The following is a 26,459-nucleotide window of genomic DNA, read 5'->3' as shown; positions in this document are numbered from 1 at the left end:
TGGCCTGGAGCCGCCCTCACGCATTGCAAAAGGTCGCGGAGCCAGTGTACAAATGGTCCGCTGCTGTCAGGAAATCGTCTTCAAAAGCGCTTAAGCGCCCTTCTTGAACACCCTTAAAAACCGTAGCCCTATTGGTAAGACGCGACATTTAATGTCAATATCGCGCCTTCCCCTATTTCGTCGCCCCGTGCGGCTTCCGCCGCAGGTCTCGCCCGTTGTCACAATAAACAAGGCTTTGAGTATCTGCGGTCTGTTGCAAAAGGTAGTTAATGATGAGCGCAAGGCACTTTCTCTCCCTGATGGATTGCACGCCCGAAGAGCTGGTCAGCATCATCCGTCGAGGCATTGAGCTTAAAGACCTGCGTAACCGCGGCGTACTGTTTGAGCCTTTGAAAAACCGTGTGCTCGGGATGATCTTCGAGAAGTCCTCGACCCGCACGCGCTTGTCCTTCGAAGCCGGCATGATTCAACTGGGTGGCCAGGCTATCTTCCTGTCGCCGCGCGATACCCAGCTGGGCCGTGGCGAGCCGATCAGCGATTGCGCCATCGTGATGTCGCGCATGCTCGACGCGGTGATGATCCGCACGTTCGCCCACAGCACCCTGACCGAATTTTCCGCCAACTCCCGCGTGCCCGTGATCAACGGCCTCTCCGATGACCTGCATCCCTGCCAGTTGCTGGCCGACATGCAAACCTTCCTTGAGCACCGTGGTTCGATCCAAGGCAAGACCGTGGCCTGGATCGGCGACGGCAACAACATGTGCAACAGCTATATAGAGGCGGCGATCCAGTTCGACTTCCAGCTGCGCATCGCCTGCCCGCAAGGCTACGAGCCAGACGCACGCTTCCTCGAACAAGCCGGTGGTCGCGTCACCCTCCTGCGCGATCCACGTGACGCCGTGATCGGCGCGCACCTGGTCAGCACCGACGTCTGGACCTCCATGGGCCAGGAAGACGAAACAGCCAAGCGCCTGGCCCTGTTCGCGCCATTCCAGGTCACCCGCGCCCTGCTCGACCTGGCGGCACCGGACGTGCTGTTCATGCACTGCTTGCCCGCCCACCGCGGTGAAGAAATCAGCCTTGACTTGCTGGACGATCAGCGTTCTGTCGCCTGGGACCAAGCGGAGAACCGCCTGCATGCCCAAAAGGCCCTGCTCGAATTCCTCGTTGAGCCGGCGTACCACCACGCATGAGCCAGCCATTACTGCTGAACCTGCGCAATCTGGCATGCGGCTATCAAGCTCAACGGGTAGTGCAGAACCTCAATCTGCACCTCAATGCCGGTGACATCGGTTGCCTGCTGGGCTCTTCGGGCTGCGGCAAGACCACCACCTTACGCGCGATTGCCGGGTTTGAACCGGTCCACGAAGGCGAAATCAGCCTGGCGGGCGACATCATCTCCAGCGCCGGTTTCACCCTGGCACCCGAGAAACGTCGTATCGGCATGGTGTTCCAGGACTACGCGCTGTTTCCTCATTTGAGCGTGGCCGACAATATCGCCTTCGGCATTCGCAAGCACCCGCGCAAAGACCACGTAGTCGCGGAGTTGTTGGAGCTGGTCAACCTGAAGAATCTGGGCAAACGCTTCCCCCATGAGCTTTCCGGGGGCCAGCAGCAACGTGTCGCGCTCGCCCGCGCCTTGGCGCCGCAGCCACAGCTATTGTTATTGGATGAACCTTTTTCCAACCTCGATGGCGAATTGCGCCGCAAGCTCAGCCATGAAGTGCGCGACATCCTCAAGGCACGGGGTACCAGCGCGATCCTGGTGACCCATGATCAGGAAGAAGCGTTCGCCGTCAGTGACCACGTCGGTGTTTTCAAAGAAGGCCGTCTTGAGCAATGGGACACGCCCTATAACCTTTATCACGAACCGCAGACGCCCTACGTCGCCAGCTTCATCGGCCAGGGCTACTTCATTCGTGGTCAATTGAGCTCCCCGGAATCGGTCAGCACCGAACTGGGTGACCTGCGCGGCAATCGCGCCTACACCTGGCCCACGGGTGGCGCAGTGGATGTGCTGTTGCGCCCCGACGATATCGTCTATGCGCCCGACAGTGCGCTGAAAGCCCGGATCGTCGGCAAGACGTTCCTCGGCGCGTCGACGCTGTATCGCCTGCAACTGCCGACCGGCGCGCAGTTGGAATCGATTTTTCCCAGCCATGCCGATCATCAGGTCGGTGTGGATGTCGGCATTCGTGTCGCTGCTGAACACCTGGTACTGTTCCAGGCTTCAGGCAGCGTTGCGGCCCAGATCCCCCAGGCCGATTCAGGCGTACGGCGCTACAGCCCCGCCTAGCCTCCCCGTCATGCCCGGCCAATTCCTGCGAATTTGGCCTGGGTATGTTCAGCCAGCACCGCCGCTGGCAATTCCACTTCCAAGCCCCGCCTGCCGGCACTGACAAAAATCGTCGCAAACGGCTGCGCCGTCACGTCGATAAAAGTGCGTAAACGTTTCTTTTGACCCAGCGGGCTGATGCCGCCCAATAGATAGCCGGTGGAACGCTGTGCCGCCGCCGGGTCCGCCATCTCGACTTTTTTCACCCCCGCAGCAGAGGCCAGGGCTTTTAAGTCCAGGCTTCCGACGACCGGTACCACCGCCACCAACAATTCGCCTTTCTCACTGCTCGCCAACAGGGTCTTGAACACCTGCGCAGGGTCAAGCCCCAACTTCTCCGCAGCCTCCAGACCATACGACGCCGCCTTGGGATCATGCTCATAACTGTGGATGCGATGTTCGGCGCGAACTTTTTTCAACAGGTCCAATGCGGGGGTCATGAAGTCTCCTGGCGCGTTTAAACAAGGAAGAAACTGGCGAACGATTTTAGGTCAACTCGAGGCAAAACGCTCTACTACGAGCCTCCCCAAAGCTTTTTTGACGTGAACGACGCCAAGGCCAGCGTCGTGTTCCCCCCTGCGAAAAGTGTTCATTTTTCCTACTAAACGTTCGGAAATGACCGACGGTTCACTTTCGACCTTTGACAGCCGCGTTTCTTGTCTATATTTTTTCGTTTACGAATACCGCCAGAAAATACTGACGGCTTCAAACGAGCAGTACACACGCAGTAAGCCGCGAAGGGGATGGGGATCCTCGCCACGGTGAATACCGCACCTGAACCGTTGAGTACACGTGCCCTACAACAACAAAAACCGAGGTTTACCATGACTACTGCCACACAACAGCCTTCACTCTCGAGCCAATGCATGGCCGAGTTCCTGGGGACTGCATTGCTGATCTTCTTCGGAACCGGATGTGTTGCCGCGCTCAAGGTCGCGGGTGCCAGCTTTGGCTTATGGGAAATCAGTATTATCTGGGGGGTCGGCGTCAGCATGGCGATCTACCTGAGCGCCGGGATTTCCGGAGCTCACCTCAACCCAGCCGTCAGCATCGCGCTGAGCATTTTCGCCGATTTCCCCAAACGCAAATTGCCGTTTTACATCCTCGCCCAAGTGGCCGGCGCCTTCTGCTCCGCCGCGCTGGTGTACACGCTCTACAGCAACCTGTTTTTCGATTACGAACAAACCCATCATATGGTTCGCGGCTCCCAAGCCAGCCTGGAATTGGCGTCAGTGTTCTCCACTTACCCCCATGCATTGCTGAGCACTGCCCAGGCGTTCCTGGTGGAAGTGGTGATCACCGCCATCCTGATGGGCGTGATCATGGCCCTCACCGATGACAACAATGGCCTGCCACGTGGCGCCATGGCCCCTCTGCTGATCGGTCTGCTGATCGCGGTGATCGGTAGCGCCATGGGCCCGCTGACCGGTTTTGCGATGAACCCGGCACGGGATTTCGGCCCCAAGCTGATGACCTTTTTCGCAGGCTGGGGTGAAATGGCCTTTACTGGTGGCCGCGACATTCCTTACTTCCTGGTTCCGATTTTCGCGCCGATTGTCGGCGCATGCCTCGGTGCTGCGGCCTATCGCGGGCTGATTGCCCGCCATTTGCCAAGTGCCGCACCGGCTATAGCGCAAGAAACAACTGACACGGCTGTCAACGGCTAAACGCGTATTTCCTGATAGCTCCCGCCTGGTCCCTACTGCCCTTTTGTGGCCCAGGCTGATTCCTCACTTCCTTATTTCCGTCCAAGGCAATCGACATGACCGACATTCAGAATAAGAACTACATCATTGCCCTTGATCAGGGCACCACCAGTTCGCGGGCGATCATCTTTGATCGTGACGCCAACGTGGTTTGCACCGCCCAACGTGAATTCACTCAGCATTACCCGCAAGCCGGCTGGGTCGAGCATGACCCGATGGAAATCTTCGCCACCCAGAGCGCGGTCATGGTCGAGGCACTGGCCCAGGCCGGCCTGCACCACGACCAAGTTGCCGCCATCGGTATCACCAACCAGCGTGAAACCACCGTGGTATGGGACAAGATCACCGGCCGCCCGATCTACAACGCGATCGTGTGGCAATGCCGCCGCAGCACCGAGATCTGCCAGCAGCTCAAGCGCGACGGCCACGAGCAATACATCAACGACACCACTGGTCTGGTCACCGACCCGTACTTCTCCGGCACCAAGCTCAAGTGGATCCTCGACAACGTCGAAGGCAGCCGTGAGCGTGCGCGTAATGGCGAACTGCTGTTTGGCACCATCGACAGCTGGCTGATCTGGAAATTTACCGGCGGCAAGACCCACGTTACCGACTACACCAACGCTTCGCGCACCCTGCTCTTCAACATCCACACCTTGGAGTGGGATGCGAAGATGCTGGAGATTCTCGACGTGCCGCGCGAAATGCTGCCGCAAGTGAAATCTTCCTCGGAAATCTACGGCCGTACCAAAAGTGGCATCGCCATCGGCGGTATCGCCGGCGACCAACAAGCGGCGCTGTTCGGCCAGATGTGCGTAGAGCCGGGTCAGGCGAAAAACACCTACGGCACCGGCTGCTTCCTGCTGATGAACACCGGCGACAAAGCGGTCAAATCCAAACACGGCATGCTTACCACCATCGCCTGCGGCCCTCGCGGCGAAGTGGCGTATGCGCTGGAAGGCGCCGTGTTCAACGGTGGCTCCACTGTGCAGTGGCTGCGTGACGAACTGAAGATCATCGCTGATGCCACCGATACCGAATACTTCGCCGGCAAGGTCAAAGACAGCAACGGCGTGTACCTGGTCCCAGCCTTCACCGGCCTGGGCGCCCCATACTGGGACCCCTATGCCCGTGGCGCGCTGTTTGGCCTGACCCGTGGCGTACGCGTGGATCACATCATTCGTGCGGCACTGGAGTCGATTGCCTACCAGACCCGTGACGTACTCGACGCCATGCAGCAGGACTCGGGCGAACGCCTCAAGGCGCTGCGCGTAGACGGCGGTGCGGTGGCCAACAACTTCCTGATGCAGTTCCAGGCCGACATCCTCGGCACTCAGGTCGAGCGCCCGCAAATGCGCGAGACCACCGCACTCGGCGCCGCCTACCTGGCCGGCCTGGCTTGCGGTTTCTGGGGCAGCCTCGACGAATTGCGCGGCAAGGCGGTGATCGAGCGCGAATTCGAACCACAACTTGAAGAAACGGCCAAAGAAAAACTGTATGCCGGCTGGCAAAAAGCGGTAAGCCGCACCCGTGATTGGGAACCTCACGAAGGTGCTGAATAAGCCAACCGCAGGACCCATATAGGGTTGTAACTGGCAGGGAGCGGATTCCTGCGTCATCATGGGCCACTTTTGTATGGCAGCCCAAAGGACGCCCCATGAATCTGCCTCCCCGCCAACAACAAATCCTCGAACTGGTCCGCGAACGCGGCTACGTCAGTATCGAGGAAATGGCGCAGTTGTTCGTTGTTACCCCGCAAACCATCCGCCGTGATATCAACCAACTGGCGGACGCCAACCTGCTGCGCCGCTACCACGGCGGCGCGGCCTATGACTCCAGTGTCGAGAACACCGCGTACGCCATGCGTGCCGACCAGATGCGCGATGAAAAGCAACGCATCGGCGAAGCCATCGCGGCCCAGATTCCCGATCACGCCTCGCTGTTCATCAATATTGGCACCACCACCGAATCCATCGCGCGTGCGCTGCTGAATCACAATCACCTGAAAATCATCACCAACAACCTCAACGTCGCCACCATGCTCAGTGCCAAGGACGACTTCGACGTGCTGCTGACCGGCGGTAACGTGCGCCGTGACGGCGGCGTGGTGGGCCAGGCGAGTGTCGATTTCATCAATCAGTTCAAGGTCGACTTTGCCCTTGTGGGTATCAGCGGCATCGACGAAGACGGCAGCCTGCTGGACTTCGATTACCAGGAAGTGCGGGTTTCCCAGGCGATCATCGCCAATGCACGCCAGGTGATCCTGGCCGCCGACTCGAGCAAATTCGGACGCAACGCCATGATTCGCCTGGGGCCGATCAGCCTGGTGGACTGTTTGGTGACGGACCAGCAGCCGGTGCCGGCGCTGGTGCAGTTGCTGAGCGATCACAAGGTTCGCCTGGAAGTCGTCTAGCGACTGTCTGACGCCATCGGGGGCAAGCCTCCTCCCACATTGGAATGGGTTCATGCATCAACGTGCGGGAGGGGCGGTGCGACGGGCTCCCGATAGCCGTCTATCCAACGCCCTTTTCCCTGAGCCTTCCCCAGGCTCATGTTCACAAATTTTCCTTTTCCCGCCCTTCGATGAGTTTTTTCAATCGACGTTGGGTGGCTGTACCTGCGTTTATCAGCTACCATTTTCGCAAATGAACATTAATGTTCGAATTCCAATACGAAAAGATCGCGAGGCCAGCCGATGAACCCTTCTACCTTGCCTGCTCCACCGCTTGCCGAAGTCTATGACGTGGCCGTTATCGGCGGCGGGATCAATGGCGTCGGCATTGCAGCAGACGCAGCCGGTCGCGGTTTGTCGGTATTCCTTTGCGAAAAGGATGACCTGGCCAGCCACACGTCCTCCGCCAGCAGCAAATTGATCCACGGTGGCCTGCGCTACCTGGAGCATTACGAATTCCGCCTGGTGCGCGAAGCTCTGGCAGAGCGTGAAGTGCTGCTGGCCAAGGCCCCGCACATCGTCAAGCAGATGCGCTTCGTGCTGCCGCACCGCCCGCACCTGCGTCCGGCCTGGATGATTCGTGCCGGCCTGTTCCTGTATGACCACCTGGGCAAGCGCGAGAAACTCGCCGGTTCGAAAAGCCTCAAGTTCGGCCCCGACAGCCCGCTCAAGAGCGAGATCACCAAAGGCTTCGAATATTCCGACTGCTGGGTCGATGACGCCCGCCTGGTGGTACTCAATGCCATGGCCGCCCGCGAAAAAGGCGCACATATCCATACCCAGACCCGTTGCACCAGTGCGCATCGCAGCAATGGCCTGTGGGAAATGAACATGGAACGCGCCGATGGCAGCCTGTTCTCGATCCGTGCCCGGGCCTTGGTAAACGCCGCAGGCCCATGGGTTGCCAAGTTCATCAAGGACGATCTCAAGCTCGATTCGCCCTACGGCATCCGCCTGATCCAGGGCAGCCACCTGATCGTACCGAAACTGTATGAAGGCGCGCATGCGCACATTCTGCAGAACGAAGACCAGCGCATCGTCTTCACCATTCCCTACCTGAACCACCTGACCATCATCGGCACCACTGATCGCGAGTACACCGGCGACCCGGCGAAAGTGGCGATTACCGAAGGTGAAACCGACTACATGCTCAACGTGGTCAATGCCCACTTCAAAAAGCAGTTGAGCCGTGACGACATCGTCCACACCTATTCCGGTGTTCGCCCGCTGTGCAACGACGAATCCGACAACCCGTCAGCCATCACCCGCGACTACACATTGGCGCTGTCCGGCGCTAACGGCGAAGCGCCGATCCTGTCGGTGTTCGGTGGCAAGTTGACCACCTATCGCAAACTCGCCGAGTCGGCGATGGCGCAACTGGCCCCCTACTTCACACAGATGCGCCCAAGCTGGACCGCCACGGCCAGCCTGCCCGGCGGCGAAAACATGACGACACCAGAAGCGCTGGCCGAGGCGATTCGCGCCAAGTACGACTGGGTACCAAGCGAGATCGCGCGCCGCTGGTCCACCACCTATGGCAGCCGCACCTGGCGCCTGCTGGAAGGCGTGCAATCGTTGGCCGACCTGGGCGACCACTTGGGAGGTGGCCTGTACACCCGCGAAGTCGATTACCTGTGCGCCGAAGAGTGGGCGACCCAGCCCCAGGATGTCCTGTGGCGCCGCACCAAGCTTGGCCTGTTCACCACCCCGGAAGAACAGGAAAACGTGCAACGCTATCTGTCCAAGGTTGAGCAGAACCGTAGCAAGTTCCAAGCAGCCTGATCGACAGGCCGTACAAAAGCCCCTGCGCCGCAAGGCCCAGGGGCTTTTGTATACCCGTAGCCCTATTCGGTTTTCCGAACGCAACCTGCTGTCCGATTCGGTTTGCCGTACCCCACGCATGAAAAACAATCGAAACATAAAGTTAATTTCTATATAAATCATATAGTTAACCTTTTATTTCCGATATGGCACGACTCATGCTCTACACTTCCTGACGATTGCCCATGACGCTTCAGGAGCCGTCACGGACATTCGCTGTACAAGAGAGCCGTCTAACTGGCTTCATAAAAAAAACAAATGTCGAGGAAGTATTGATGCGCATCGTTCCCCATATCTTGGGCGCAGCTATCGCTGCTGCTCTGATCAGCACTCCAGTTTTCGCCGCCGAACTCACCGGCACACTGAAGAAAATCAACGACTCCGGCACTATCACTCTCGCGCACCGCGACAGCTCCATTCCGTTTTCCTACATCGCGGATGGTTCGGGCAAGCCTGTGGGCTACTCCCATGACATTCAGCTGGCTATCGTTGAAGCCCTGAAAAAAGACCTGAACAAACCCGACCTGAAGACCAAGTACAACCTGGTCACTTCACAAACCCGTATCCCGCTGATCCAGAACGGCACCGCGGATATCGAGTGCGGCTCCACCACCAACAACGCCGAACGCGCCCAGCAGGTCGACTTCACCGTCAACATCTTCGAAATCGGCACCCGCCTGCTGGTCAAGAAAGACAAGGACGGCAAGCCGTCCTACGCCGACTTTGCTGACCTGAAAGGCAAAAACGTGGTGACCACCGCCGGCACCACGTCCGAGCGCATCATCAAGGCGATGAACGCCGACAAGCAGATGGGCATGAACGTCATCTCCGCCAAAGACCACGGCGAGTCCTTCCAGATGCTGGAAAGCGGCCGCGCTGTCGCCTTCATGATGGACGACGCCCTGCTGGCCGGTGAAGAAGCCAAGGCCAAGAAGCCGGACGACTGGGTCATCACCGGTACTCCGCAGTCCTTTGAAGCCTACGCTTGCATGGTTCGCAAAGACGACCCAGCGTTCAAGAAGGCCGTGGATGACGCCATCACCGCCCTGTACAAATCCGGCGAAATCAACAAGATCTACAGCAAATGGTTCGAGAGCCCGGTTCCACCAAAAGGCCTGAACCTGAACTTCCCGATGAGCGAAAAGGTCAAGGAGCTGATCGCTAACCCAAGCGACAAGCCAGCGCCTGACGTAAAAATCTGATACCTGACTAAGCTTATCTCCTGAGGGAGCCACTCTCCCTCAGGCATCTGTTACTACCTGCTGGCTTTAATTTGGAACACTCGACCTGGCGGTTTTCGAGCCGATCGCGTGTGCCTGGCGTTCAACGTCGGGCGGGAAGGGATCTTCCCCCATGCGGGTACTTGTACATCGATCGATCTCGAGGGGAGACCCTAATGAATTACAACTGGGACTGGGGCGTGTTCTTCAAGTCCACCGGCGTGGGCAGCGAGACTTATCTCGACTGGTACATCGCCGGCTTGGGCTGGACCATTGCCATCGCTGTCGTGGCATGGATTATCGCCTTGCTGCTGGGCTCCATTCTGGGGGTCATGCGCACCGTGCCAAACCGCATCGTATCGGGCATCGCGACCTGCTACGTGGAACTGTTTCGTAACGTGCCTCTGCTGGTTCAACTGTTTATCTGGTACTTCCTGATACCCGACCTGCTGCCGCAAAACCTGCAGGACTGGTACAAACAAGACCTCAACCCGACCACCTCGGCCTACCTGAGCGTCGTGGTGTGCCTGGGCCTGTTCACCGCCGCCCGTGTGTGTGAACAAGTGCGTACCGGCATCCAGGCGCTGCCGCGTGGCCAGGAGTCTGCCGCGCGCGCCATGGGCTTCAAGCTGCCGCAGATCTACTGGAACGTGCTGCTGCCCCAGGCTTATCGGATCATCATTCCGCCGCTCACCTCGGAATTCCTCAACGTGTTCAAGAACTCCTCCGTGGCGTCCTTGATCGGCCTGATGGAACTGCTGGCACAAACCAAACAGACCGCCGAGTTCTCGGCCAACCTGTTTGAAGCCTTCACCCTGGCCACGCTGATCTACTTCACCCTGAACATGAGCCTGATGCTGCTGATGCGCGTGGTCGAGAAGAAAGTCGCCGTGCCCGGCCTGATCTCCGTGGGGGGTAAATAATGGACTTCGATTTCAGCGGTATCATCCCCGCTATCCCGGGCCTGTGGAACGGCATGGTCATGACCCTGCAACTGATGGTCATGGGCGTAGTCGGCGGCATCGCATTGGGCACGATCCTCGCGCTGATGCGCCTGTCGTCCAGCAAGCTGCTGTCGCGCCTGGCCGGCGCCTATGTGAACTACTTCCGCTCGATCCCACTGCTGCTGGTGATCACCTGGTTCTACCTGGCGGTGCCGTTCGTACTGCGCTGGATCACCGGCGAAGACACCCCGATCGGTGCGTTCACCTCCTGCGTCGTGGCCTTCATGATGTTCGAAGCCGCATACTTCTGTGAAATCGTGCGGGCTGGCGTGCAGTCGATTCCCAAGGGCCAGATGGGCGCAGCCCAGGCGATGGGCATGACCTATGGCCAGACCATGCGCCTGATCATCCTGCCCCAGGCGTTCCGCAAGATGACCCCGTTGCTGCTGCAACAATCGATCATCCTGTTCCAGGATACCTCGCTGGTCTACACCGTGGGCCTGGTGGACTTCCTCAACTCCGCCCGCTCCAACGGCGACATCATCGGCCGCTCCAATGAGTTCCTGATCTTCGCCGGTGTCGTCTACTTCATCATCAGCTTTTCCGCCTCGCTGCTGGTCAAGCGTCTGCAAAAAAGGTTTGCCGTATGATCTCTATCAAGAATATCAACAAGTGGTATGGCGACTTCCAGGTGCTGACCGATTGCAGCACCGAGGTCAAGAAAGGCGAAGTGATCGTGGTGTGCGGGCCCTCCGGCTCAGGCAAGTCCACCCTGATCAAATGCGTGAACGCGCTGGAACCGTTCCAGAAAGGCGACATCGTGGTCGACGGCACCTCCATCGCCGACCCGAAGACCAACCTGCCGAAACTGCGCTCGCGCGTGGGCATGGTGTTTCAGCACTTCGAGCTGTTCCCGCACCTGACCATTACCGAAAACCTGACCATTGCGCAGATCAAGGTGCTCGGTCGCAGCAAGGAAGAAGCCACCAAGAAGGGCCTGCAATTGCTCGATCGCGTGGGTCTGTCGGCCCACGCTCACAAGCATCCGGGCCAACTGTCCGGCGGCCAGCAGCAACGTGTAGCGATTGCCCGGGCCCTGGCCATGGACCCGATCGTCATGCTGTTCGACGAACCGACCTCTGCCCTCGACCCGGAAATGGTCAACGAAGTGCTCGACGTGATGGTGCAACTGGCCCACGAAGGCATGACCATGATGTGCGTGACCCACGAAATGGGCTTCGCCCGCAAAGTGGCCGACCGCGTGATCTTCATGGACGCCGGCAAGATCATCGAAGACTGCCCGAAAGAAGAGTTCTTCGGCGACATCAGCGCTCGCTCCGAACGCGCGCAGCACTTCCTTGAGAAAATCCTGCAGCACTAAAAGCAACTCGCTTCTCCCCTGTAGGAGCGAGCTTGCTCGCGAAAGACGACAACGATAACGCGTGTACCCAGGATTACCGCGGTGCCTTTGAGTTTTTCGCGAGCAAGCTCGCTCCTACAGTTGGCAGGCGAGAAGTAGCTGACCCAAGGCATCTGTGATGAAATGCGACCCCAACCCCTATCGCGCCGCGCCGCCATCACTTGCCGTGAAGCCTCGCCTGATACGCCAACTGTTCCTGCCGCCGTTGATCATCGCCCTGATGGTCGGCTTGGGTTATATCGGCTTCTGGGTCAGTGAGTACTATGGCATCCGCACCCTCAGCGACAACGGCGAACGCCAGTTGGAACTGCACGCCCGCACCGTCGAAAGCGAACTGAGCAAATACACCTATCTACCCAGCCTCCTTGAGCTGGAATCCAGCGTCTCTACATTGCTGGCAGATCCAAACCAGGAAACCCGCAAGACGGTCAACGACTACCTGGAGGGCCTGAACCGACGCAGCCGCAGCCGGGCCATCTACGTGATGGACACCACCGGCCGTGTACTGGCCACCAGTAACTGGCGCGATGCTGACAGTTACCAAGGTGAAGACCTGTCCTTCCGTGCCTATTTCCAGAATGCCGTACGTGGCCACCCCGGTCGCTTCTATGGCATCGGCAGCACCAACGGCGAACCCGGCTACTACCTGGCCCATGGCCTCGAAGAGCACGGCAAGATCATCGGCGTGGCGGTGGTCAAGGTCCGCCTCGAAGCCCTGGAAGAACGCTGGCAACGCGCACGCCTGGAAGCTTTTGTAAGCGACGAGAACGGCATCATCATTCTGTCCAGCGACCCCGCCCGTCGCCTCAAGGCCATACGACCGTTGAGCGCTGACACCAAGGACCGCCTGGCCCACAGCCTGCAATATTACTGGGCGACGCTCAACGAATTGGAACCCCTGGCCCGCGAGCGCTTGAACGAAGGCAGCGAGAAACTGACCTTCCCGGCCAACAGCGAAGTGGTCAACGACGCGCACGAAGTCAGCTACCTGGCGCAAACCCGCCCGCTCAATGACACACCGTGGAACTTCACCCTCCTCACGCCGCTCAACGACCTGCGTCGTGCTGCGATCAACCAGGGCATTCTGGTGGCCGTTGCCTTTGGCCTGGTCGCCTTCTTGCTGATTGCCTGGAATGAGCGGCGCAAAGTCATTGCCACCCGCCTCGCCGCGCGGGAAGCCTTGCAGGAAGCCAACAACCAACTGGAACGGCGGATTGCCGAACGCACCGCCGACCTGCGTGCCAGCAACGAGCGGCTCAAGGGCCAGATCCGCGAACGACGCCAGGCCGAGGAAACCCTGCGCCGCGCCCAGGATGAACTGGTACAGGCCGGCAAACTCGCCGCCATCGGCCAGATGTCCACCAGTATCGCCCACGAACTGAACCAGCCACTGGCCGCACTGCGTACCCTGTCGGGCAACACGGTGCGCTTTCTGGAGCGCGGGGCCCTGGATACCGCCAGCACCAACCTCAAGACCATCAATGAACTGATCGACCGCATGGGGCGCATCACTGCCAGCCTGCGCTCCTTTGCCAGGCGCGGTGACGACCAGGGCGAAGCCAACCTCGGCAAGGCCGTGGATGCGGCGTTCCAAGTACTCGGCGCACGCCTGGACGGCCTGCCGCTGACCGTACAACGCGACTTTGCCAATGCCCAACTGCAGATCGACCAAACACGACTGGAGCAGATTCTGGTCAACCTGATCAGCAATGCCCTGGATGCGATGCAGGCACAATCAGCGCCACAATTGTGGCTGGAAGGCCAAAGTAGCGATGGCAAATACCGCCTGCTCGTGCGCGACAATGGCCATGGTATCGACCCCGAAACGCGCAAACATTTGTTCGAACCGTTCTTCACCACCAAACCTGGGGAACAGGGCCTGGGCCTGGGGCTGACGCTTTCCGCCAGCCTCGCGGCCGCCACCGGCGGTAACCTGGCCGTGGAACACCCGGCCAGTGGTGGTACCGCCTTCGTCCTGAGCCTGCCGCTGGCGGGCGCTCAAAAAGCTGAGTCGACATGAATACAGATCCTAAAGGCCTCACCGTCCTGATCGTCGAGGACGACCCCCATGTGCTGCTCGGCTGCCAGCAAGCCTTGGCACTGGAAGACATTCCCAGCGTCGGGGTGGGCAGTGCCGAAGAAGCGCTGACCCGTATCGGCGAGAACTTTGCCGGCATTGTCATCAGCGATATTCGCCTGCCGGGCATCGATGGCCTGGAGCTGCTGACCCGCCTCAAGGCGCTGGATAAAAGCCTGCCGGTGGTGCTGATCACCGGCCATGGCGACATCTCGATGGCTGTCGGCGCCATGCGTAACGGCGCCTACGACTTCATGGAGAAACCCTTCTCGCCCGAACGCCTGGTAGACGTGGCTCGCCGCGCCCTGGAGCAACGTGGGCTGGCGCGGGAAGTCTGGTCGCTGCGCCGCCAGCTGGCGGAGCGCGACTCCCTGGAAGGCCGCATCATCGGCCGTTCCCCCGCCATGCAAAACCTGCGCGAACTGATCGCTAACGTCGCCGACACGTCGGCCAACGTGCTGATCGAAGGTGAAACCGGTACCGGCAAGGAGCTGGTCGCGCGTTGCCTGCATGACTTCAGCCGGCGCCACGCCCACCAGTTCGTCGCCCTGAACTGCGGCGGGCTGCCGGAGAACCTGTTCGAAAGCGAAATTTTCGGCCACGAAGCCAACGCCTTTACCGGTGCCGGCAAACGCCGGATCGGCAAGATCGAGCACGCCCACGAAGGCACGCTGTTCCTCGATGAAGTGGAAAGCATGCCGATCAACCTGCAGATCAAACTGCTGCGGGTGTTGCAGGAGCGTACGTTGGAGCGCCTGGGTTCGAACCAGAGCGTGGCGGTGGATTGCCGCGTCATCGCCGCCACCAAGTCCGACCTTGATGAACTGAGCCGCGCCAACCAGTTCCGCAGCGACCTGTACTACCGCCTCAACGTGGTGACCCTGGAACTGCCGCCCCTGCGTGAACGCCGCGAGGACATCCTGCAGTTGTTCGAACACTTCCTGCAGCAGTCGTCGCTACGCTTCGATCGCACCTTGCCGGAGCTGGATAACCAGACGGTGTCGAGCCTGATGAGCCACGACTGGCCAGGCAACGTGCGCGAACTGCGCAACGTCGCCGAGCGCTTCGCCCTGGGCTTGCCCGCCTTCAAGAAAAGCGGCACCAGCAGCGGCAATCACGGCCTGGCCTTTACCGAAGCGGTCGAAGCCTTCGAACGCAACCTGCTCAACGACGCCCTGCAACGCAGTGGCGGCAACCTGACCCAGGCCAGCCAGGAACTGGGAATGGCCAAGACCACCCTGTTCGACAAGGTCAGGAAATACGGATTGAGTCACTGATGGATCTTTTTTTGAAGGCCGCCCTGGGCGCGGCGGTGGTGTTGATCCTGGCGGCGCTGGCCAAGACCAAAAACTATTACATCGCGGGGCTGGTGCCGCTGTTTCCGACCTTTGCGTTGATCGCACACTACATCGTCGGCAAAAGTCGCTCGATGGAGGATTTGAAGACCACCATCCTGTTTGGGATGTGGTCGATCATTCCGTACTTTGTGTACCTGTCGACGCTGTATGTGATGGTTGATCGGATGCGACTTGAGGCATCGCTGGCCGTCGCCGCGGTGGCGTGGTTGATGGCGGCGACAGTGCTGGTAAGCGTGTGGGTACGCGTCCACACCTGACACTGTGCAATAAATAATGTGGGAGTGGGATTGCCCCCGATGGCGGTATATCAGCCACTGAAGAGTTGGCTGATCCATTGCTATCGGGAGCAAGCCCCCTCCCACATTTGATTTGTATGGTCAGGCATTAAGCGCCAGGCAGTGCCGGCTGTGTTTGGGGCCAAGGCCAGCGGCCACTGATCCGCAAAGGTTGGAATGCAATGTGGGAGAGGGCTTGCTCCCGATGGCGGTATGTCAGCCACTGAAGAGCTGGCTGATCCATTGCTATCGGGAGCAAGCCCCCTCCCACATTTGATTTGTGTGGTCAGGCATTAAGCGCCAGGCAGTGCCGGCTGTGTTTGGGGCCAAGGCCAGCGGCCACTGATCCGCAAGGGTTGGAATGCAAAGCAATGTGGGAGGGGGCTTGCTCCCGATGGCGGTATGTCAGCCACTGAAGAGCTGGCTGATCCATTGCTATCGGGAGCTAGCCCCCTCCCACATTTTGGACCACCGTGTGTCAGCGCACGATCTTGTCGACCTGGATGCCCAATTTTTTCAACCGATACCAGAAGCTCCTCTCGGAAATTCCGATCTTCGACGCCGCCGCGGCCTGTACGCCGTTACTCTCATTCAAGGCCGCCAGAATGTAGGCTTTCTCGACCTCGGCCAGCGCCGCATCCAGGTCCTGCGGCACTCCCGGCCCATCACTGAGCATCGCTGTCACGCCGCCTTCAACCGGCTTTGAGGCAAACAGGTAAGCCGGCAAGTCGATGTCTTCAATCACTGGCTTGGCCGCGACGATGGTGGCGCGCTCCACGCAGTTTTGCAGCTCGCGAATATTGCCCGGCCAGTGATACGCAGCCATGGCCTGTAACGCCTCGGGGCTGAAGCCGGTGATGCGTTTGCCCGCGGTCGCGCTCAAGGTCTGGGCGAAGTGTCGGGCCAGGGGCACGATATCTTCCATCCGCTCGCGCAAGGCCGGCAGCGGGATCGGGAAGACATTCAGGCGGTAATACAGGTCTTCGCGAAATTCTTTGTTGGCCACCGCGTCCAGCAGGTTTTTATTGGTGGCGGCAATCACCCGCACATCCACCTTGCGTTCGCGTGGGTCGCCCACGGGCTCGATCACCCGCTCTTGCAAGGCGCGCAAGATCTTGGCCTGCAAGGCCAGGGGCATATCACCGACTTCGTCGAGAAACAGCGTGCCCTTGTCGGCCTGCATGAAGCGCCCTACCCGATCGGCCACGGCGCCGGTAAAGGCACCTTTGCGGTGGCCGAACATTTCACTTTCCAGCAAGCCTTCGGGAATGGCGGCGCAGTTGACCGCTACGAACGGTTTGTCAGCCCGGCTGCCATGCTTGTGGATCGCGCGCGCGACCATTTCCTTGCCGGTGCCGCTTTCACCGGTCAGCAGGACGGTGGCATTGCTGTCACGTACCGAGTCGATCGCATGCAACACCTGGCGAAAGGCGGGGCTGTCGCCCACCAGGCTGTCGAACTGTGCGTGCTGGTCAAGCTCTGCGCGCAGGCGCGCGTTATCGCGCATGATGTCGCGAAACTGCAGGGCCTTGGCCACAGTGATGTCCAGCTCGTCGATATCGAACGGCTTGGCGATGTAGTCATAGGCACCATTGCGCATCGACTGCACTGCATTCTTTACCGTGCTGTAGGCGGTCATCACGATCACCGGCAACTCGGGAAAACGAACTTTTATCTCGGCCAGCAGCGCCGGCCCGTCCATGCCCGGCATGCGCCAGTCGCTGATCACCAGGTCGATGTCTTCCTGCTCCAGAACCTTGAGGGCGTGCAGGCCGTTGCTCGCGGTGAAGACCTGGATACCGTTCTGGCTCAAGGCCGACGACAGCAAGTCACACAGCTTGGGCTCATCATCGACTACCAATACGTTATGCGTCATGACCTTCCTCATCATCGCCGTCGTCTTCACCTTGCGCCGGAATGTACAGGCTGAAGGTGGCGCCGGCATCTTTCTCACTGGCACATTCGATGCTGCCGTTGTGACTTTCCATGATCGAATAGACTTTGGCCAGACCCAACCCGGTGCCCGACGCCTTGGTGGTGACAAAGGGCGTGAAGATGCGCTCGATCATATCTGCCGGGATGCCCTGGCCGGTGTCGGCGACGCTGATCACCGTGTTGTCGTCCACGCTGCGAATGCCCAAGGTCAGGCGCCCACCGTCGGGCATCGCATCAATGGCGTTGAGGATCAGGTTCAGGCATGCCTGCTTCAGCTGTTTGGCGTCAGCATAGATCGTCGCCCCCGGCGCCTGGTCATCGATTTGCGCATCGATGTTATGGGTGGCCAGTTCCGGGCGGCAAAAACCGAGGATTTCTTCCACCACCGGGCGCACCGCCTGCATCACGCGCAAGGGTGGATTGGGTTTGGCGAAATCAAGAAACTCGGTGATCAGGTCATTGATGCGGCTGACCTCGCTGATCACGTATTCCAGGTGGCGCTTGTCGGTTTCCGGCAGGTCGGCGCGGCGGTGCAGCAATTGAGTGGCGGTCTTGATGATCCCCAGCGGATTGCGAATTTCGTGGGCCAGGCCCATGGCCACTTCGCCCAGGGCGTGCAGCCGGTCACGGCGGCGCAACTGGGCTTCAAGGTGATGCAACTCCCCCAGTCGCTCGGTCATGTGGTTGAAGGTGCTGCTCAATTGCGCCAGTTCATCGCCGCCGCTGACCAACACGCGGTGTTCATAATGGCCTGAAATGACAGCGTCTACCCCTTGGGACAAGTCCCGCAGGGGCTTGGTCAGACGTCGAGAAACCAACACGCCGGCGCCCAGGGATAACGCCGAGCTGAGCAAGAAAATCAGCACAAACAGGTTGCTCTGGTTCACCAGCCCCACGAGGCTGGTATGGCGCAGCAGGCCACTGAAGATGACACCTTGCAGGTCGCCGGCATCATTGAAGATCGGCCAATACAAACCGCTGTAATTGTTGGTGAACTGCTCGCTCGGCTGTTTGGTGGCGCGCATCGCCGTTTCGACGTTCTTCGGGATACGCGAAGGATGGTTATCGAAACGCTGGGTCGAGAATATCTCGGAAAAGCCCGTAGGGTTGGCCAGGTACAGGCGCAGGTCGAGAGAGTGCACATCCGCGACGCTGGTGAGGAAGCTGCTGTCCAGATAAGTGGCCACCAGGAGCAGGTAGTCGACACCCTCCTGAGTCGTTTCGAACGTCGAGACCACCAGGCCCGTACTCACGCCCGCCACCTGGATGGTTTGCAGCACCGCGTTGCTGGTCAGGTTGATCTGCTTGACGACATCGTCGGGCGCGGTGCTGAACATGATCTTGTGGTCACTGGCGCGAATCAGCGAGACCACGTCTATATCAGTGGCCTCGGCGATATCGGCGGTGAGCCGGTCATGCTTGGCGGCCTGCCGGTTCGAAGGCGGGCTGGTGTAGCGCAGGAAGAGCTTGGCCATGCGCGCGTTGTCGTGAAGGATGTCGCCAATCTCGTCCTTGACGATTTTGGTCGACTCTTGCAGCCAGATCCGCACGTTGCTATCGAAGATCTGCGACAGCGTGGTCGCCGCCAGCTCGGCCGCAATCATGGTAGGAATGACGCTGACCAACCAGAACGCCAGCACCAGCTTGCGCTGGACGCTCCAGCGCGAAATGGCAAAGGGGCGAGCTTTCTGGCGGGTCTTGGTAATCATCAGGTTTCGCTTATCACGGCAGCCATGGCAGGGTCGGATCGATCCGGTCTTATATACATTTTCACGAGTTTGAGCAGGCCGTTGACCAGCCGGTTACGGTGACGGAAAAACATGCTGTTGCCCTGGAACTCGCAACCCAGGCGCAGCTTACTGGCGTACCCCTCCTGACCACACTCGTACACGGGAATATGGTGCTGGATACAATAATTGACGTTGGTCAGCCAACACCTGAAGTACAAGCTGTACTCACGGCTGAACTCACTGTCATGCCCGAAGAACTTGTCGATCAAGCGATGCTGGTCCAGCAGCACCAGGTTGAACGCCACCAGGCGCTCCTCCACCCAATACAGAACACAGACCGCACGCTCGTCCAGCTGTTCCAGGATACCGGTGAAGTAACTGGCCGGCAGGCGTTCGAATTGCAGATCCGCACGGCTGAGCGTGGCTTCATACAGGCGCATGATGTCGGGTAGCACATCATCAATGTTGTGCCGCCACTCAACCCGTGGTCCCGGCGCACGCAGTTTGCGGCGCAGGTCTTTGCGGGTCGATTTGCACAACGAGCCGAGGTAGGCGTCCACCGAACCGAAGGGCACCGTCAACAAACCGCTGGGCAAGCTCGGCATGCTCTGGAAGCCCGCGAGGCGACAGTTGTCGGCCCATTGCGCATCGTTGGTCGGCACGTCCTTGACCGCCACCAGGCCAATGCCGAACGCGTTGGCGTCCTGGCGTGCAGCCTGCAGCAAGTGTTTGAGCAACAGCGGCCGCCGCACCTCGGGCACATGGCGCGCGACGCCCGCGTCACAACGCTCGGCTATCGGGGAGCCGATGGCATACAGGGGCAATCGCAAAACACCCGGCCACAGTCGCTCCAGGCGCTCGGTAAAGCGCTTGCCGGCCCCCGACACTGTCGTGTCGAGGCGATAATGAGTGATGAACGCGGCGGCAACCGCCACCAGCGTTTCATCTTCGTAGACAGCCAGGTAACGCCATTTGAAATCATCGATAGCCGCATTTTCCACAGCGACGTAAAAGTCCCAATCCTCCAGGGCCCCGGGAAAACAGTCGTTCCAGGCACTGCGCTGGATAGCCCGGATGGTCGAGAAGGCTTGAGCGGTGATCACGTCGCGTCCTTAGGCTTATGCCCGCTGTCGATAGTCTTCTGGCGCCTGGATGATAGCGGCATGCTGTTCGACAAACTCAGCACTCAACTCAATCACCCGACGGTATTGCAAGTCGACGGTGATCATGTGATAGCAGTTGTCCAACAGGATCTTGGTCACGGGACCACCGAGGTGGCGCTCCACGTAATCGGCGTTCCAACGGCTGGTGATGTCATCCTCGATGGAGTGCAACACCAGCGCCGGTACCTTGACTTGGGGCATACGTTTCTTGACCACGGCGTTCATCCGATGCAGCTCGCGCACCGTGATGCCTTCCATGGTCAACAAACCGGCCTCGCTGCTCTCCCCTTCCTTCATCTGGCGCTCGACGATGGCCCGCAGGCGTTCGTTCTTGATGCCGTAAGGCGGCTTCTCTTCGAAGCGACAGATGTGCACGCCGAACGGGATCTTCATCAGCAACGGCGTCAGGAACGCCAGCTTGTTAATGCTCCAGCCGTCGTACTTCAAGGTGGTGGAATACATCAGCAGCCCAGCGACCTGGCCCGGGTGTTCGGCGGCCACGTACATCGACATCACCGCCCCCATGGACAAGCCACCGACAAACACCTGCTCGTGGCGTTGCTTGACCTGCACGAAGGTCTTGCGCACGCCTTCGTACCAGTCCAGCCAGCCCGTGGCCTGCAGGTCGCTGTTATCGCCGCAATGCCCAGCCAGGGTGGGCACGTACACCGTGCAGTTACCCACCTTGGCCAGGCCCTTGGCGACCTGACGCAATTCCGTCGGGGTGCCGGTCAGGCCGTGGATCAACAGGATCCCGACCGGACCTTCACCGAGAACGAAGCCGGCATCACCTTCACCGAGGTCGACCCCGCCCGTGTCAACGAGAGCTGCGTTCACCGTTTTGTTGCCCGCACCAGCAGTTGCTCGAGGAGTTTCAGGCCCAGGTCGATTTCCGGGTAGCTGATTTCCAGGGACGGAGCCAGCGTGATCACGTTTTTGTAGTAACCGCCCACATCGAGGATCAAGCCGAGTTTCTGGCCATCAACCACCATGTCGCCCTTCATGCCTTCTTCGACCATGTAGTCCAGGGTCGCCTTGTCTGGCGTGAAGCCATCCGGACCGCAGATTTCGCAGCGCAGCGCCAGGCCCAGGCCATCGACGTCGCCGATGATCATCGGGAAGCGCTTTTTCAGGTCTTGCAGACCTTCCAGGAAGTACTTGCCCTTGGCCATGACCATCGCGCCGTAGTCGACTTCGCTGGTCATCTTGAACATTTCCAGGCCTACCGCCGTACCCAGTGGGTTGGAGGCGAAGGTGGAGTGGGTCGATCCTGGTGGGAAGACCGTCGGGTTGATCAACTCTTCACGGGCCCAGATGCCACCCAGTGGGTTGAGGCCGTTGGTCAGCGCCTTACCGAAGACGATCACGTCCGGCTGCACATCGAAGTGTTCGATCGACCACAGTTTGCCGGTGCGATAGAAGCCCATCTGGATTTCGTCGGACACCATCAGGATGCCGTGCTGATCCAGTACTTGCTTGAGTTCGCGGTAGAAGTTCATCGGTGGAATCACGTAGCCGCCGGTGCCCTGGATCGGCTCGACGTAGAAGGCTGCGTATTCGCACTGGTTGGTTTTCGGGTCCCAGACGCCGTTGTATTCAGTCTCGAACAAACGCGCGAACTGCTGCACACAGTGGCTGCCGTACTCTTCTTTCGTCATGCCCTTTGGGCCACGGAAGTGGTAGGGGAACGGAATGAAGTTGGCGCGCTCGCCGAAGTGGCCGTAACGACGACGATAGCGGAAGCTGGAAGTGATCGACGAAGCGCCGAGCGTACGACCGTGGTAGCCGCCCTCGAAGGCGAACATCAGGCTCTTGCCGTTGGAGGCGTTACGCACCACTTTCAACGAGTCTTCGATCGACTGCGAACCGCCCACGTTGAAGTGCACGCGACCGTCGAGGCCGAACTTCTTCTTGGCGTCGACTGCGATCATTTCCGACAGTTCGATCTTGCCTTTGTGCAGGTACTGGCTGGCGATCTGCGGCAGGGTATCGATCTGCTGTTTCAGCGCATTGTTCAGGCGCGGGTTGGCGTAGCCGAAGTTAACGGCCGAGTACCACATTTGCAGGTCAAGGTAAGCCTGGTCTTCGGTGTCCCACACGTAAGAGCCTTCGCAACGGCTGAAAATACGCGGCGGCTCGATGTAGTGAACGGTGTCGCCGTAGGAGCAATACTTGGCTTCTTTATCCAGAAGAATCTGGTCTTCGGCGGTGGCGATACGGATATCAGACATGGTGGAAGAGTTCCTGATTGTCAGCAGCAGTAAAGTTGGTAGCGTTGGCGGCGATGCCCTGAGGCAGCTTGGCCAGCAATGCGGTCACTTCGGCAAAGGTGTCGAAGCGCGCATGAGGAATGTTGTTGGCTTCGCAGTAGTTGGCGAGGCTGCCTTTGGCAAAGACGAAGTCGGCGGTGGAGGCCACGCACATGTCGGACTTGCCGTCGCCGATCACCAGCACACGCTTGTTGCGCGGGGTGGATTTGCACTTGCAGTTGCCGGAAGCGGCACGGCAGGCATCACTGGAATACGGGAAGTCGATGCGCCAGCTGTTCTGGTCGACCTGGCGCAGGCGGTTGGCCAGGATCGGCAGCAACGTCACGTAGTTACGCGACAGGATGCGTGCGATACCTTGCTCGATGCCGTCGCTGACCACTTCGATGGTCGCGCCCAGGCCCATGACATGGTCGACGAAATCCGGGAAGTCCGGGTCGATCTCAACGCTGTCGAAGTACGCCAGCAATTCAGCCGGGGTCGCCTTGATCAGCGCCAGTTGACGGCTCAGGCATTCGCGGGAACCGATATGCCCATCCAGCCATTCCTGTTCGATGGTTTCCCACTCGGGGCCGGCGAAGCGTTGGAGGACGTTGTCGATGACGTCGGTGGGAGTGATAGTCCCGTCGAAGTCGCACACGATATGCCACTGGATCATTGCCTGTCCTTGTGTTGGAGGGCTTGAAGAGGAGCGCTCTATGCGCTTGCGCAAGGGGTAAAGCAGGGACTGTGCCAACTGATCAAAACCCAGCAGGGCTGGGGCTTTGGCTGATACATTGAGTCATTTGTGTCACAGGAGCTACAATTTTTGTAGCTTGCTACAAACAAGATGAGTGCTTGCGCCAGGGATGCCCTTCGCGCGTGAATGCGCGCATGTTCAGATAAGGAAACCGTTCAATGTTCAAGGTTGCTGCTGTATTCACCGGTGCTCTATTCGTGGGTTTGGGGGGGCTGTTGGGCGTTTCCGGCACGGCATGGGCCGACGGCATCACAGGTGAAGTGGGCGCGGGCGTCAGCTATCAGCCCCATGACCCGACCGGCAGCCGCTACGAGACACAGCCTATTCCCTACGCCGACCTGGATTGGGGCAGTGTCAGCCTGGGTACCGACGACGGCCTGACCTGGAGCGCACTCAATACCAACGGCATCACCGCCGGCCCCTACATCAATTATCTTCCGGGCCGTACGGCCAACGGTGCGCTGCGTGGCTTGCGCGATGTGTCGGACATGGCCGAGGTCGGTGGTTTCATCCAATACGCCCCGGCCGAGTTCTGGCGCGTGTACGCCCAGGTCGGCCAGGCGGTAGGCGGCGGACGCGACCAAAGTGGTGTGCTGGGTAAACTCGGTGGTGAGCTGGGCTACCCACTCGGTGGCGGCATCATCGGCAGCACGGGCCTGATGGCGCACTTTGCCGACGCCCGCCAGACCCAGACCTTTTTCGGTGTCAGCGCCCAGGAATCCGCGGCCTCGGGTATTCGTGCCTATAACGCCAGCGCAGGCTTCCAGAACCTGACGCTGACCCAAAGTTTCGAATTCCCGCTGGACACCCATTGGTCGCTGCTGACCAGCGCCAGCTGGACGCACCTGGTCGGCTCGGCCGCCAACAGCACCATCGTCAAGGAAACCGGCAACGTGAACCAGGGCCAGGTGCAAACCGCGATCAGCTACAAGTTTGACTGATGACCAAACCGAGGCGACCTGAGGGTGGAAGCTGAACGCGGGTAAAGATTGTGGGAGGGGGCTAACCCCAATGCCCGTCAGTTCAGAAGGAACACTATCACTGTGGCGAGCGCTTAACTGACTGGCAGTGGGGCTTGCCCCCTCCCACATTTACCTGAAGAAAACGATCAGCCCTTGGCTTCCCGGATGATCTGGCGGATCGCCCCGACAAACGCTTCAGCCGGCTGGCCACCGCTGACCGCATACTGGTCGTTGAACACGATGGTCGGCACCGACGTCACGCCCCGGGAGATCCACAGTTGCTCCTGCTCACGGACTTCGGCGGCATATTCGTCAGAGGCGAGAATCTCGGCGGCGCGCTTGATGTCCAGGCCGACACTTTCGGCGATGATCGCCAGGGTCGCGTGGTCGGACGGGTCCTGGCCATCGCTGAAATAGGCCTTGAACAGCGCTTCCTTGAGGTTGTACTGCAAACCCTCAAGCCCGGCCCAATGCAGCAGGCGATGGGCATCGAAGGTGTTGTAGATACGGCTCTGGCCGTCGGTACGGAAGGCAAAGCCCAGCGCAGCGCCCATGTCGCGGATACGCGCACGGTTGGCCTGGGACTCTTCGGCGGTGGAACCGTACTTTTCGGTGATGTGCTCGACGATGTTCTGACCTTCGGCAGGCATATTCGGGTTCAGTTCGAACGGCTGGAAATGGATCTCGGCCTGCACTTCGCTACCCAGCTGGTCAAGGGCCTCGGTCAAGCCACGCAGGCCGATGATGCACCAAGGGCAAGACACATCGCTGACGAAATCGATTTTCAGGGGAGTACTCATGGCAGGCAACCTCGCTGGCAGTAATGTGCGCCATACATAAAGGTTGCACGATACACCAACTTCACAACACCTTCGAAGGCCCGCCCAGGTCAATCTGCGCCCAGTGCGCGGCGTCTTCGCGATGAGCCTTGAGATACGGCAGCACCGCCGTCAGCAGTGGGGCCTTGAAGGCTTCCTGGAAACGATGGGCCATGCCAGGAATCAATTTCAATTGGCTGCCCTGGATATGCGCGGCCAGGTGCACACCGTGCATCACCGGCAACAAGGGATCGGCGGTGCCATGCACCACCAGGGTTGGCACACGCAATTGGTTGAGCAAGGGCACGCGGCTCGGCTCGGCCAGAATCGCCATGATCTGACGCTTCACCCCATCCGGGTTGAAGGCGCGATCATAGGACAGCGCCGCCTGGTGCAGCAGCACTTGGCGATCATCTTTCACATAAGGGCTACCCAGCGCCGCCAACAGGTCGGCCTGCTGCTCCAACGCCACTTCGCGATTGGGCGCGCTGCGCCGTGACAGTAACTGCACCAACGCCGCGTTCGGCGCCGGCAAGCCTTCAGCGCCGGAGCTGGTCATGACCAGGGTCAGGCTCTCGACCCGTTGCGGCGCCATGGCCGCCAGGTGCTGGGCGATCATGCCGCCCATGCTCGCGCCCAGCACATGGAATTGCTGGACCTGCAAGGCATCCATCAGCCCCAGCGCGTCATCGGCCATGTCAGTCAGCGTGTACGGCGCCGCGACCGGCAGGCCGAGCTTGTAGCGCAGCACTTCAAAGGTCAGGTTGGCGCTGGCCGGTGCCTGGCGCCAGGTAGACAGGCCGACATCACGGTTGTCGTAGCGGATGACCCGAAAACCCTGTTCGCACAAGGCCACCACCACTTCATCCGGCCAATGGATCAACTGCCCGCCCAGGCCCATGACCAGCAGCAACGCAGGATCGGACGCACGGCCGATGCTCTGGTAGGCGATGCTGACCTTTTCCAGGTCGACCGTTTGGGTCGGGACATTGACGTCACATCGAGAAGCCGCAAAAGACGGCAGGCCGAATAATAGAGCGGCCAGTAAAAGCAACACGCGCATGAAAAACACCGAAACACAGAACCCCAGTAGAGCGCGAGTCTGATGAAGTTTGTTCAAGCGCGCTGCCACAGTTCCATGACAGTTTGATGAAGAGTGCCCAGCGGTCGTAGTCGACAACGCCTTGCAACATGAGACAAACTCACGCTATCCCGCTTTGTCACAAATTGCCCTCAT

The 26,459-nt window shown here is 59.7% G+C and carries 23 protein-coding genes; 14 read left to right on the top strand and 9 right to left on the bottom strand.

Features of this window, described 5'->3' with window-relative positions; translation table 11 throughout:
- Positions 1-272 precede the first annotated feature (272 nt).
- Both argF and M5B43_RS09870 read left to right on the top strand, forming a co-directional pair.
- Positions 273-1,193, top strand: coding sequence for an ornithine carbamoyltransferase (argF, locus tag M5B43_RS09875; RefSeq protein ID WP_248749923.1), 921 nt, complete (start codon positions 273-275; stop codon positions 1,191-1,193).
- Positions 1,190-2,296, top strand: a complete 1,107-nt coding sequence (locus tag M5B43_RS09870; protein ID WP_248749922.1) for an ABC transporter ATP-binding protein — start codon at positions 1,190-1,192, stop codon at positions 2,294-2,296. Before argF ends, M5B43_RS09870 begins: the two co-directional genes overlap by 4 nt.
- Before the next feature lie 8 nt (positions 2,297-2,304).
- On the opposite strand, the gene ybaK is transcribed toward M5B43_RS09870, so the two are convergent.
- A complete protein-coding gene (ybaK, locus tag M5B43_RS09865; RefSeq protein ID WP_248749921.1) occupies positions 2,305-2,775 on the bottom strand; it encodes a Cys-tRNA(Pro) deacylase in 471 nt (156 codons plus the stop codon).
- A 384-nt stretch (positions 2,776-3,159) separates the two neighbouring features.
- Here ybaK and M5B43_RS09860 point away from each other — a divergent pair, with 384 nt between their 5' ends.
- The 11 genes from M5B43_RS09860 to M5B43_RS09810 all read left to right on the top strand — a co-directional run bounded on the left by M5B43_RS09860 (position 3,160) and on the right by M5B43_RS09810 (position 15,590).
- Complete coding sequence (locus M5B43_RS09860) at positions 3,160-4,002, top strand: MIP/aquaporin family protein (protein WP_248749920.1); 843 nt, start codon at positions 3,160-3,162, stop codon at positions 4,000-4,002.
- Between the two features lie 95 nt (positions 4,003-4,097).
- Positions 4,098-5,603, top strand: a complete 1,506-nt coding sequence (gene glpK / locus M5B43_RS09855) for a glycerol kinase GlpK (RefSeq protein ID WP_248749919.1) — start codon at positions 4,098-4,100, stop codon at positions 5,601-5,603.
- Between the two features lie 95 nt (positions 5,604-5,698).
- The gene (locus tag M5B43_RS09850) at positions 5,699-6,454 is read left to right on the top strand and encodes a DeoR/GlpR family transcriptional regulator (protein WP_061435475.1); all 756 of its coding nucleotides are present in this window, start codon (positions 5,699-5,701) and stop codon (positions 6,452-6,454) included.
- Positions 6,455-6,736: 282 nt separating this feature from the next.
- Positions 6,737-8,275 carry a glycerol-3-phosphate dehydrogenase gene (glpD, locus tag M5B43_RS09845; RefSeq protein ID WP_248749918.1) on the top strand — a complete coding sequence of 513 codons (1,539 nt, stop codon included), beginning with the start codon at positions 6,737-6,739 and terminating at the stop codon, positions 8,273-8,275.
- 314 nt (positions 8,276-8,589) lie between these two features.
- Positions 8,590-9,516 (top strand): glutamate/aspartate ABC transporter substrate-binding protein, encoded by a 927-nt coding sequence (locus tag M5B43_RS09840; protein WP_248749917.1) that lies wholly within the window; start codon positions 8,590-8,592, stop codon positions 9,514-9,516.
- 194 nt (positions 9,517-9,710) lie between these two features.
- A complete protein-coding gene (locus M5B43_RS09835) occupies positions 9,711-10,457 on the top strand; it encodes an amino acid ABC transporter permease (RefSeq protein ID WP_003208731.1) in 747 nt (248 codons plus the stop codon).
- Positions 10,457-11,128, top strand: a complete 672-nt coding sequence (locus M5B43_RS09830; RefSeq protein ID WP_248749916.1) for an ABC transporter permease subunit — start codon at positions 10,457-10,459, stop codon at positions 11,126-11,128. Before M5B43_RS09835 ends, M5B43_RS09830 begins: the two co-directional genes overlap by 1 nt.
- Positions 11,125-11,859, top strand: a complete 735-nt coding sequence (locus tag M5B43_RS09825; RefSeq protein ID WP_003188952.1) for an amino acid ABC transporter ATP-binding protein — start codon at positions 11,125-11,127, stop codon at positions 11,857-11,859. The genes M5B43_RS09830 and M5B43_RS09825 overlap by 4 nt, the downstream gene beginning before the upstream one ends.
- 157 nt (positions 11,860-12,016) lie before the next feature.
- A complete protein-coding gene (locus M5B43_RS09820) occupies positions 12,017-13,918 on the top strand; it encodes a sensor histidine kinase (RefSeq protein ID WP_248749915.1) in 1,902 nt (633 codons plus the stop codon).
- Positions 13,915-15,252: a sigma-54 dependent transcriptional regulator gene (locus M5B43_RS09815; protein ID WP_283099431.1), complete on the top strand. Its 1,338-nt coding sequence runs from the start codon at positions 13,915-13,917 to the stop codon at positions 15,250-15,252. The genes M5B43_RS09820 and M5B43_RS09815 overlap by 4 nt, the downstream gene beginning before the upstream one ends.
- On the top strand, positions 15,252-15,590 hold the full coding sequence (locus M5B43_RS09810) for a GlpM family protein (protein ID WP_248749914.1): 339 nt from the start codon (positions 15,252-15,254) through the stop codon (positions 15,588-15,590). The genes M5B43_RS09815 and M5B43_RS09810 overlap by 1 nt, the downstream gene beginning before the upstream one ends.
- Before the next feature lie 496 nt (positions 15,591-16,086).
- On the opposite strand, the gene M5B43_RS09805 is transcribed toward M5B43_RS09810, so the two are convergent.
- Genes M5B43_RS09805 through M5B43_RS09780 form a run of 6 tightly spaced genes read right to left on the bottom strand, consistent with a single transcriptional unit; the run spans position 16,087 to position 23,361 of the window.
- Positions 16,087-17,484 (bottom strand): sigma-54 dependent transcriptional regulator, encoded by a 1,398-nt coding sequence (locus tag M5B43_RS09805; protein WP_248749913.1) that lies wholly within the window; start codon positions 17,482-17,484, stop codon positions 16,087-16,089.
- Positions 17,474-19,252: a HAMP domain-containing sensor histidine kinase gene (locus M5B43_RS09800; protein ID WP_248749912.1), complete on the bottom strand. Its 1,779-nt coding sequence runs from the start codon at positions 19,250-19,252 to the stop codon at positions 17,474-17,476. The genes M5B43_RS09805 and M5B43_RS09800 overlap by 11 nt, the downstream gene beginning before the upstream one ends.
- A complete protein-coding gene (locus tag M5B43_RS09795) occupies positions 19,252-20,376 on the bottom strand; it encodes a GNAT family N-acetyltransferase (RefSeq protein WP_248749911.1) in 1,125 nt (374 codons plus the stop codon). Before M5B43_RS09795 ends, M5B43_RS09800 begins: the two co-directional genes overlap by 1 nt.
- A 15-nt stretch (positions 20,377-20,391) precedes the next feature.
- A complete protein-coding gene (locus M5B43_RS09790) occupies positions 20,392-21,273 on the bottom strand; it encodes an alpha/beta fold hydrolase (protein ID WP_248749910.1) in 882 nt (293 codons plus the stop codon).
- A complete protein-coding gene (locus M5B43_RS09785) occupies positions 21,270-22,667 on the bottom strand; it encodes an aminotransferase class III-fold pyridoxal phosphate-dependent enzyme (RefSeq protein ID WP_248749909.1) in 1,398 nt (465 codons plus the stop codon). Before M5B43_RS09785 ends, M5B43_RS09790 begins: the two co-directional genes overlap by 4 nt.
- Positions 22,660-23,361, bottom strand: a complete 702-nt coding sequence (locus M5B43_RS09780; protein WP_248749908.1) for an MtnX-like HAD-IB family phosphatase — start codon at positions 23,359-23,361, stop codon at positions 22,660-22,662. Before M5B43_RS09780 ends, M5B43_RS09785 begins: the two co-directional genes overlap by 8 nt.
- A 239-nt stretch (positions 23,362-23,600) precedes the next feature.
- Here M5B43_RS09780 and M5B43_RS09775 point away from each other — a divergent pair, with 239 nt between their 5' ends.
- Positions 23,601-24,383 carry a MipA/OmpV family protein gene (locus M5B43_RS09775; protein WP_248749907.1) on the top strand — a complete coding sequence of 261 codons (783 nt, stop codon included), beginning with the start codon at positions 23,601-23,603 and terminating at the stop codon, positions 24,381-24,383.
- A gap of 167 nt (positions 24,384-24,550) precedes the next feature.
- Here M5B43_RS09775 and M5B43_RS09770 read toward each other — a convergent pair whose 3' ends face one another.
- Both M5B43_RS09770 and M5B43_RS09765 read right to left on the bottom strand, forming a co-directional pair.
- Positions 24,551-25,204, bottom strand: coding sequence for a DsbA family oxidoreductase (locus M5B43_RS09770; protein ID WP_248749906.1), 654 nt, complete (start codon positions 25,202-25,204; stop codon positions 24,551-24,553).
- A gap of 61 nt (positions 25,205-25,265) precedes the next feature.
- The gene (locus tag M5B43_RS09765) at positions 25,266-26,285 is read right to left on the bottom strand and encodes an alpha/beta hydrolase (RefSeq protein ID WP_248749905.1); all 1,020 of its coding nucleotides are present in this window, start codon (positions 26,283-26,285) and stop codon (positions 25,266-25,268) included.
- Positions 26,286-26,459: the final 174 nt, after the last annotated feature.

It is taken from the genome of Pseudomonas sp. MWU15-20650, assembly GCF_023242475.1.
In the GTDB taxonomy this organism is placed as follows: domain Bacteria; phylum Pseudomonadota; class Gammaproteobacteria; order Pseudomonadales; family Pseudomonadaceae; genus Aquipseudomonas.
This window is presented reverse-complemented; position numbering and strand designations above follow the sequence as displayed.

Bases quoted from the DNA above. Each gene is read 5' to 3' on its own strand.
- M5B43_RS09785 (WP_248749909.1), bottom strand. From the start codon at position 22,667: ATGTCTGATATCCGTATCGCCACCGCCGAAGACCAGATTCTTCTGGAT.
- ybaK (WP_248749921.1), bottom strand. From the start codon at position 2,775: ATGACCCCCGCATTGGACCTGTTGAAAAAAGTTCGCGCCGAACATCGC.
- M5B43_RS09870 (WP_248749922.1), top strand. From the start codon at position 1,190: ATGAGCCAGCCATTACTGCTGAACCTGCGCAATCTGGCATGCGGCTAT.
- M5B43_RS09825 (WP_003188952.1), top strand. From the start codon at position 11,125: ATGATCTCTATCAAGAATATCAACAAGTGGTATGGCGACTTCCAGGTG.
- M5B43_RS09805 (WP_248749913.1), bottom strand. From the start codon at position 17,484: ATGACGCATAACGTATTGGTAGTCGATGATGAGCCCAAGCTGTGTGAC.
- M5B43_RS09810 (WP_248749914.1), top strand. From the start codon at position 15,252: ATGGATCTTTTTTTGAAGGCCGCCCTGGGCGCGGCGGTGGTGTTGATC.
- argF (WP_248749923.1), top strand. From the start codon at position 273: ATGAGCGCAAGGCACTTTCTCTCCCTGATGGATTGCACGCCCGAAGAG.
- M5B43_RS09815 (WP_283099431.1), top strand. From the start codon at position 13,915: ATGAATACAGATCCTAAAGGCCTCACCGTCCTGATCGTCGAGGACGAC.
- M5B43_RS09775 (WP_248749907.1), top strand. From the start codon at position 23,601: ATGTTCAAGGTTGCTGCTGTATTCACCGGTGCTCTATTCGTGGGTTTG.
- glpK (WP_248749919.1), top strand. From the start codon at position 4,098: ATGACCGACATTCAGAATAAGAACTACATCATTGCCCTTGATCAGGGC.
- glpD (WP_248749918.1), top strand. From the start codon at position 6,737: ATGAACCCTTCTACCTTGCCTGCTCCACCGCTTGCCGAAGTCTATGAC.
- M5B43_RS09850 (WP_061435475.1), top strand. From the start codon at position 5,699: ATGAATCTGCCTCCCCGCCAACAACAAATCCTCGAACTGGTCCGCGAA.
- M5B43_RS09835 (WP_003208731.1), top strand. From the start codon at position 9,711: ATGAATTACAACTGGGACTGGGGCGTGTTCTTCAAGTCCACCGGCGTG.
- M5B43_RS09840 (WP_248749917.1), top strand. From the start codon at position 8,590: ATGCGCATCGTTCCCCATATCTTGGGCGCAGCTATCGCTGCTGCTCTG.
- M5B43_RS09780 (WP_248749908.1), bottom strand. From the start codon at position 23,361: ATGATCCAGTGGCATATCGTGTGCGACTTCGACGGGACTATCACTCCC.
- M5B43_RS09770 (WP_248749906.1), bottom strand. From the start codon at position 25,204: ATGAGTACTCCCCTGAAAATCGATTTCGTCAGCGATGTGTCTTGCCCT.
- M5B43_RS09860 (WP_248749920.1), top strand. From the start codon at position 3,160: ATGACTACTGCCACACAACAGCCTTCACTCTCGAGCCAATGCATGGCC.
- M5B43_RS09830 (WP_248749916.1), top strand. From the start codon at position 10,457: ATGGACTTCGATTTCAGCGGTATCATCCCCGCTATCCCGGGCCTGTGG.
- M5B43_RS09820 (WP_248749915.1), top strand. From the start codon at position 12,017: ATGAAATGCGACCCCAACCCCTATCGCGCCGCGCCGCCATCACTTGCC.
- M5B43_RS09765 (WP_248749905.1), bottom strand. From the start codon at position 26,285: ATGCGCGTGTTGCTTTTACTGGCCGCTCTATTATTCGGCCTGCCGTCT.
- M5B43_RS09800 (WP_248749912.1), bottom strand. From the start codon at position 19,252: ATGATTACCAAGACCCGCCAGAAAGCTCGCCCCTTTGCCATTTCGCGC.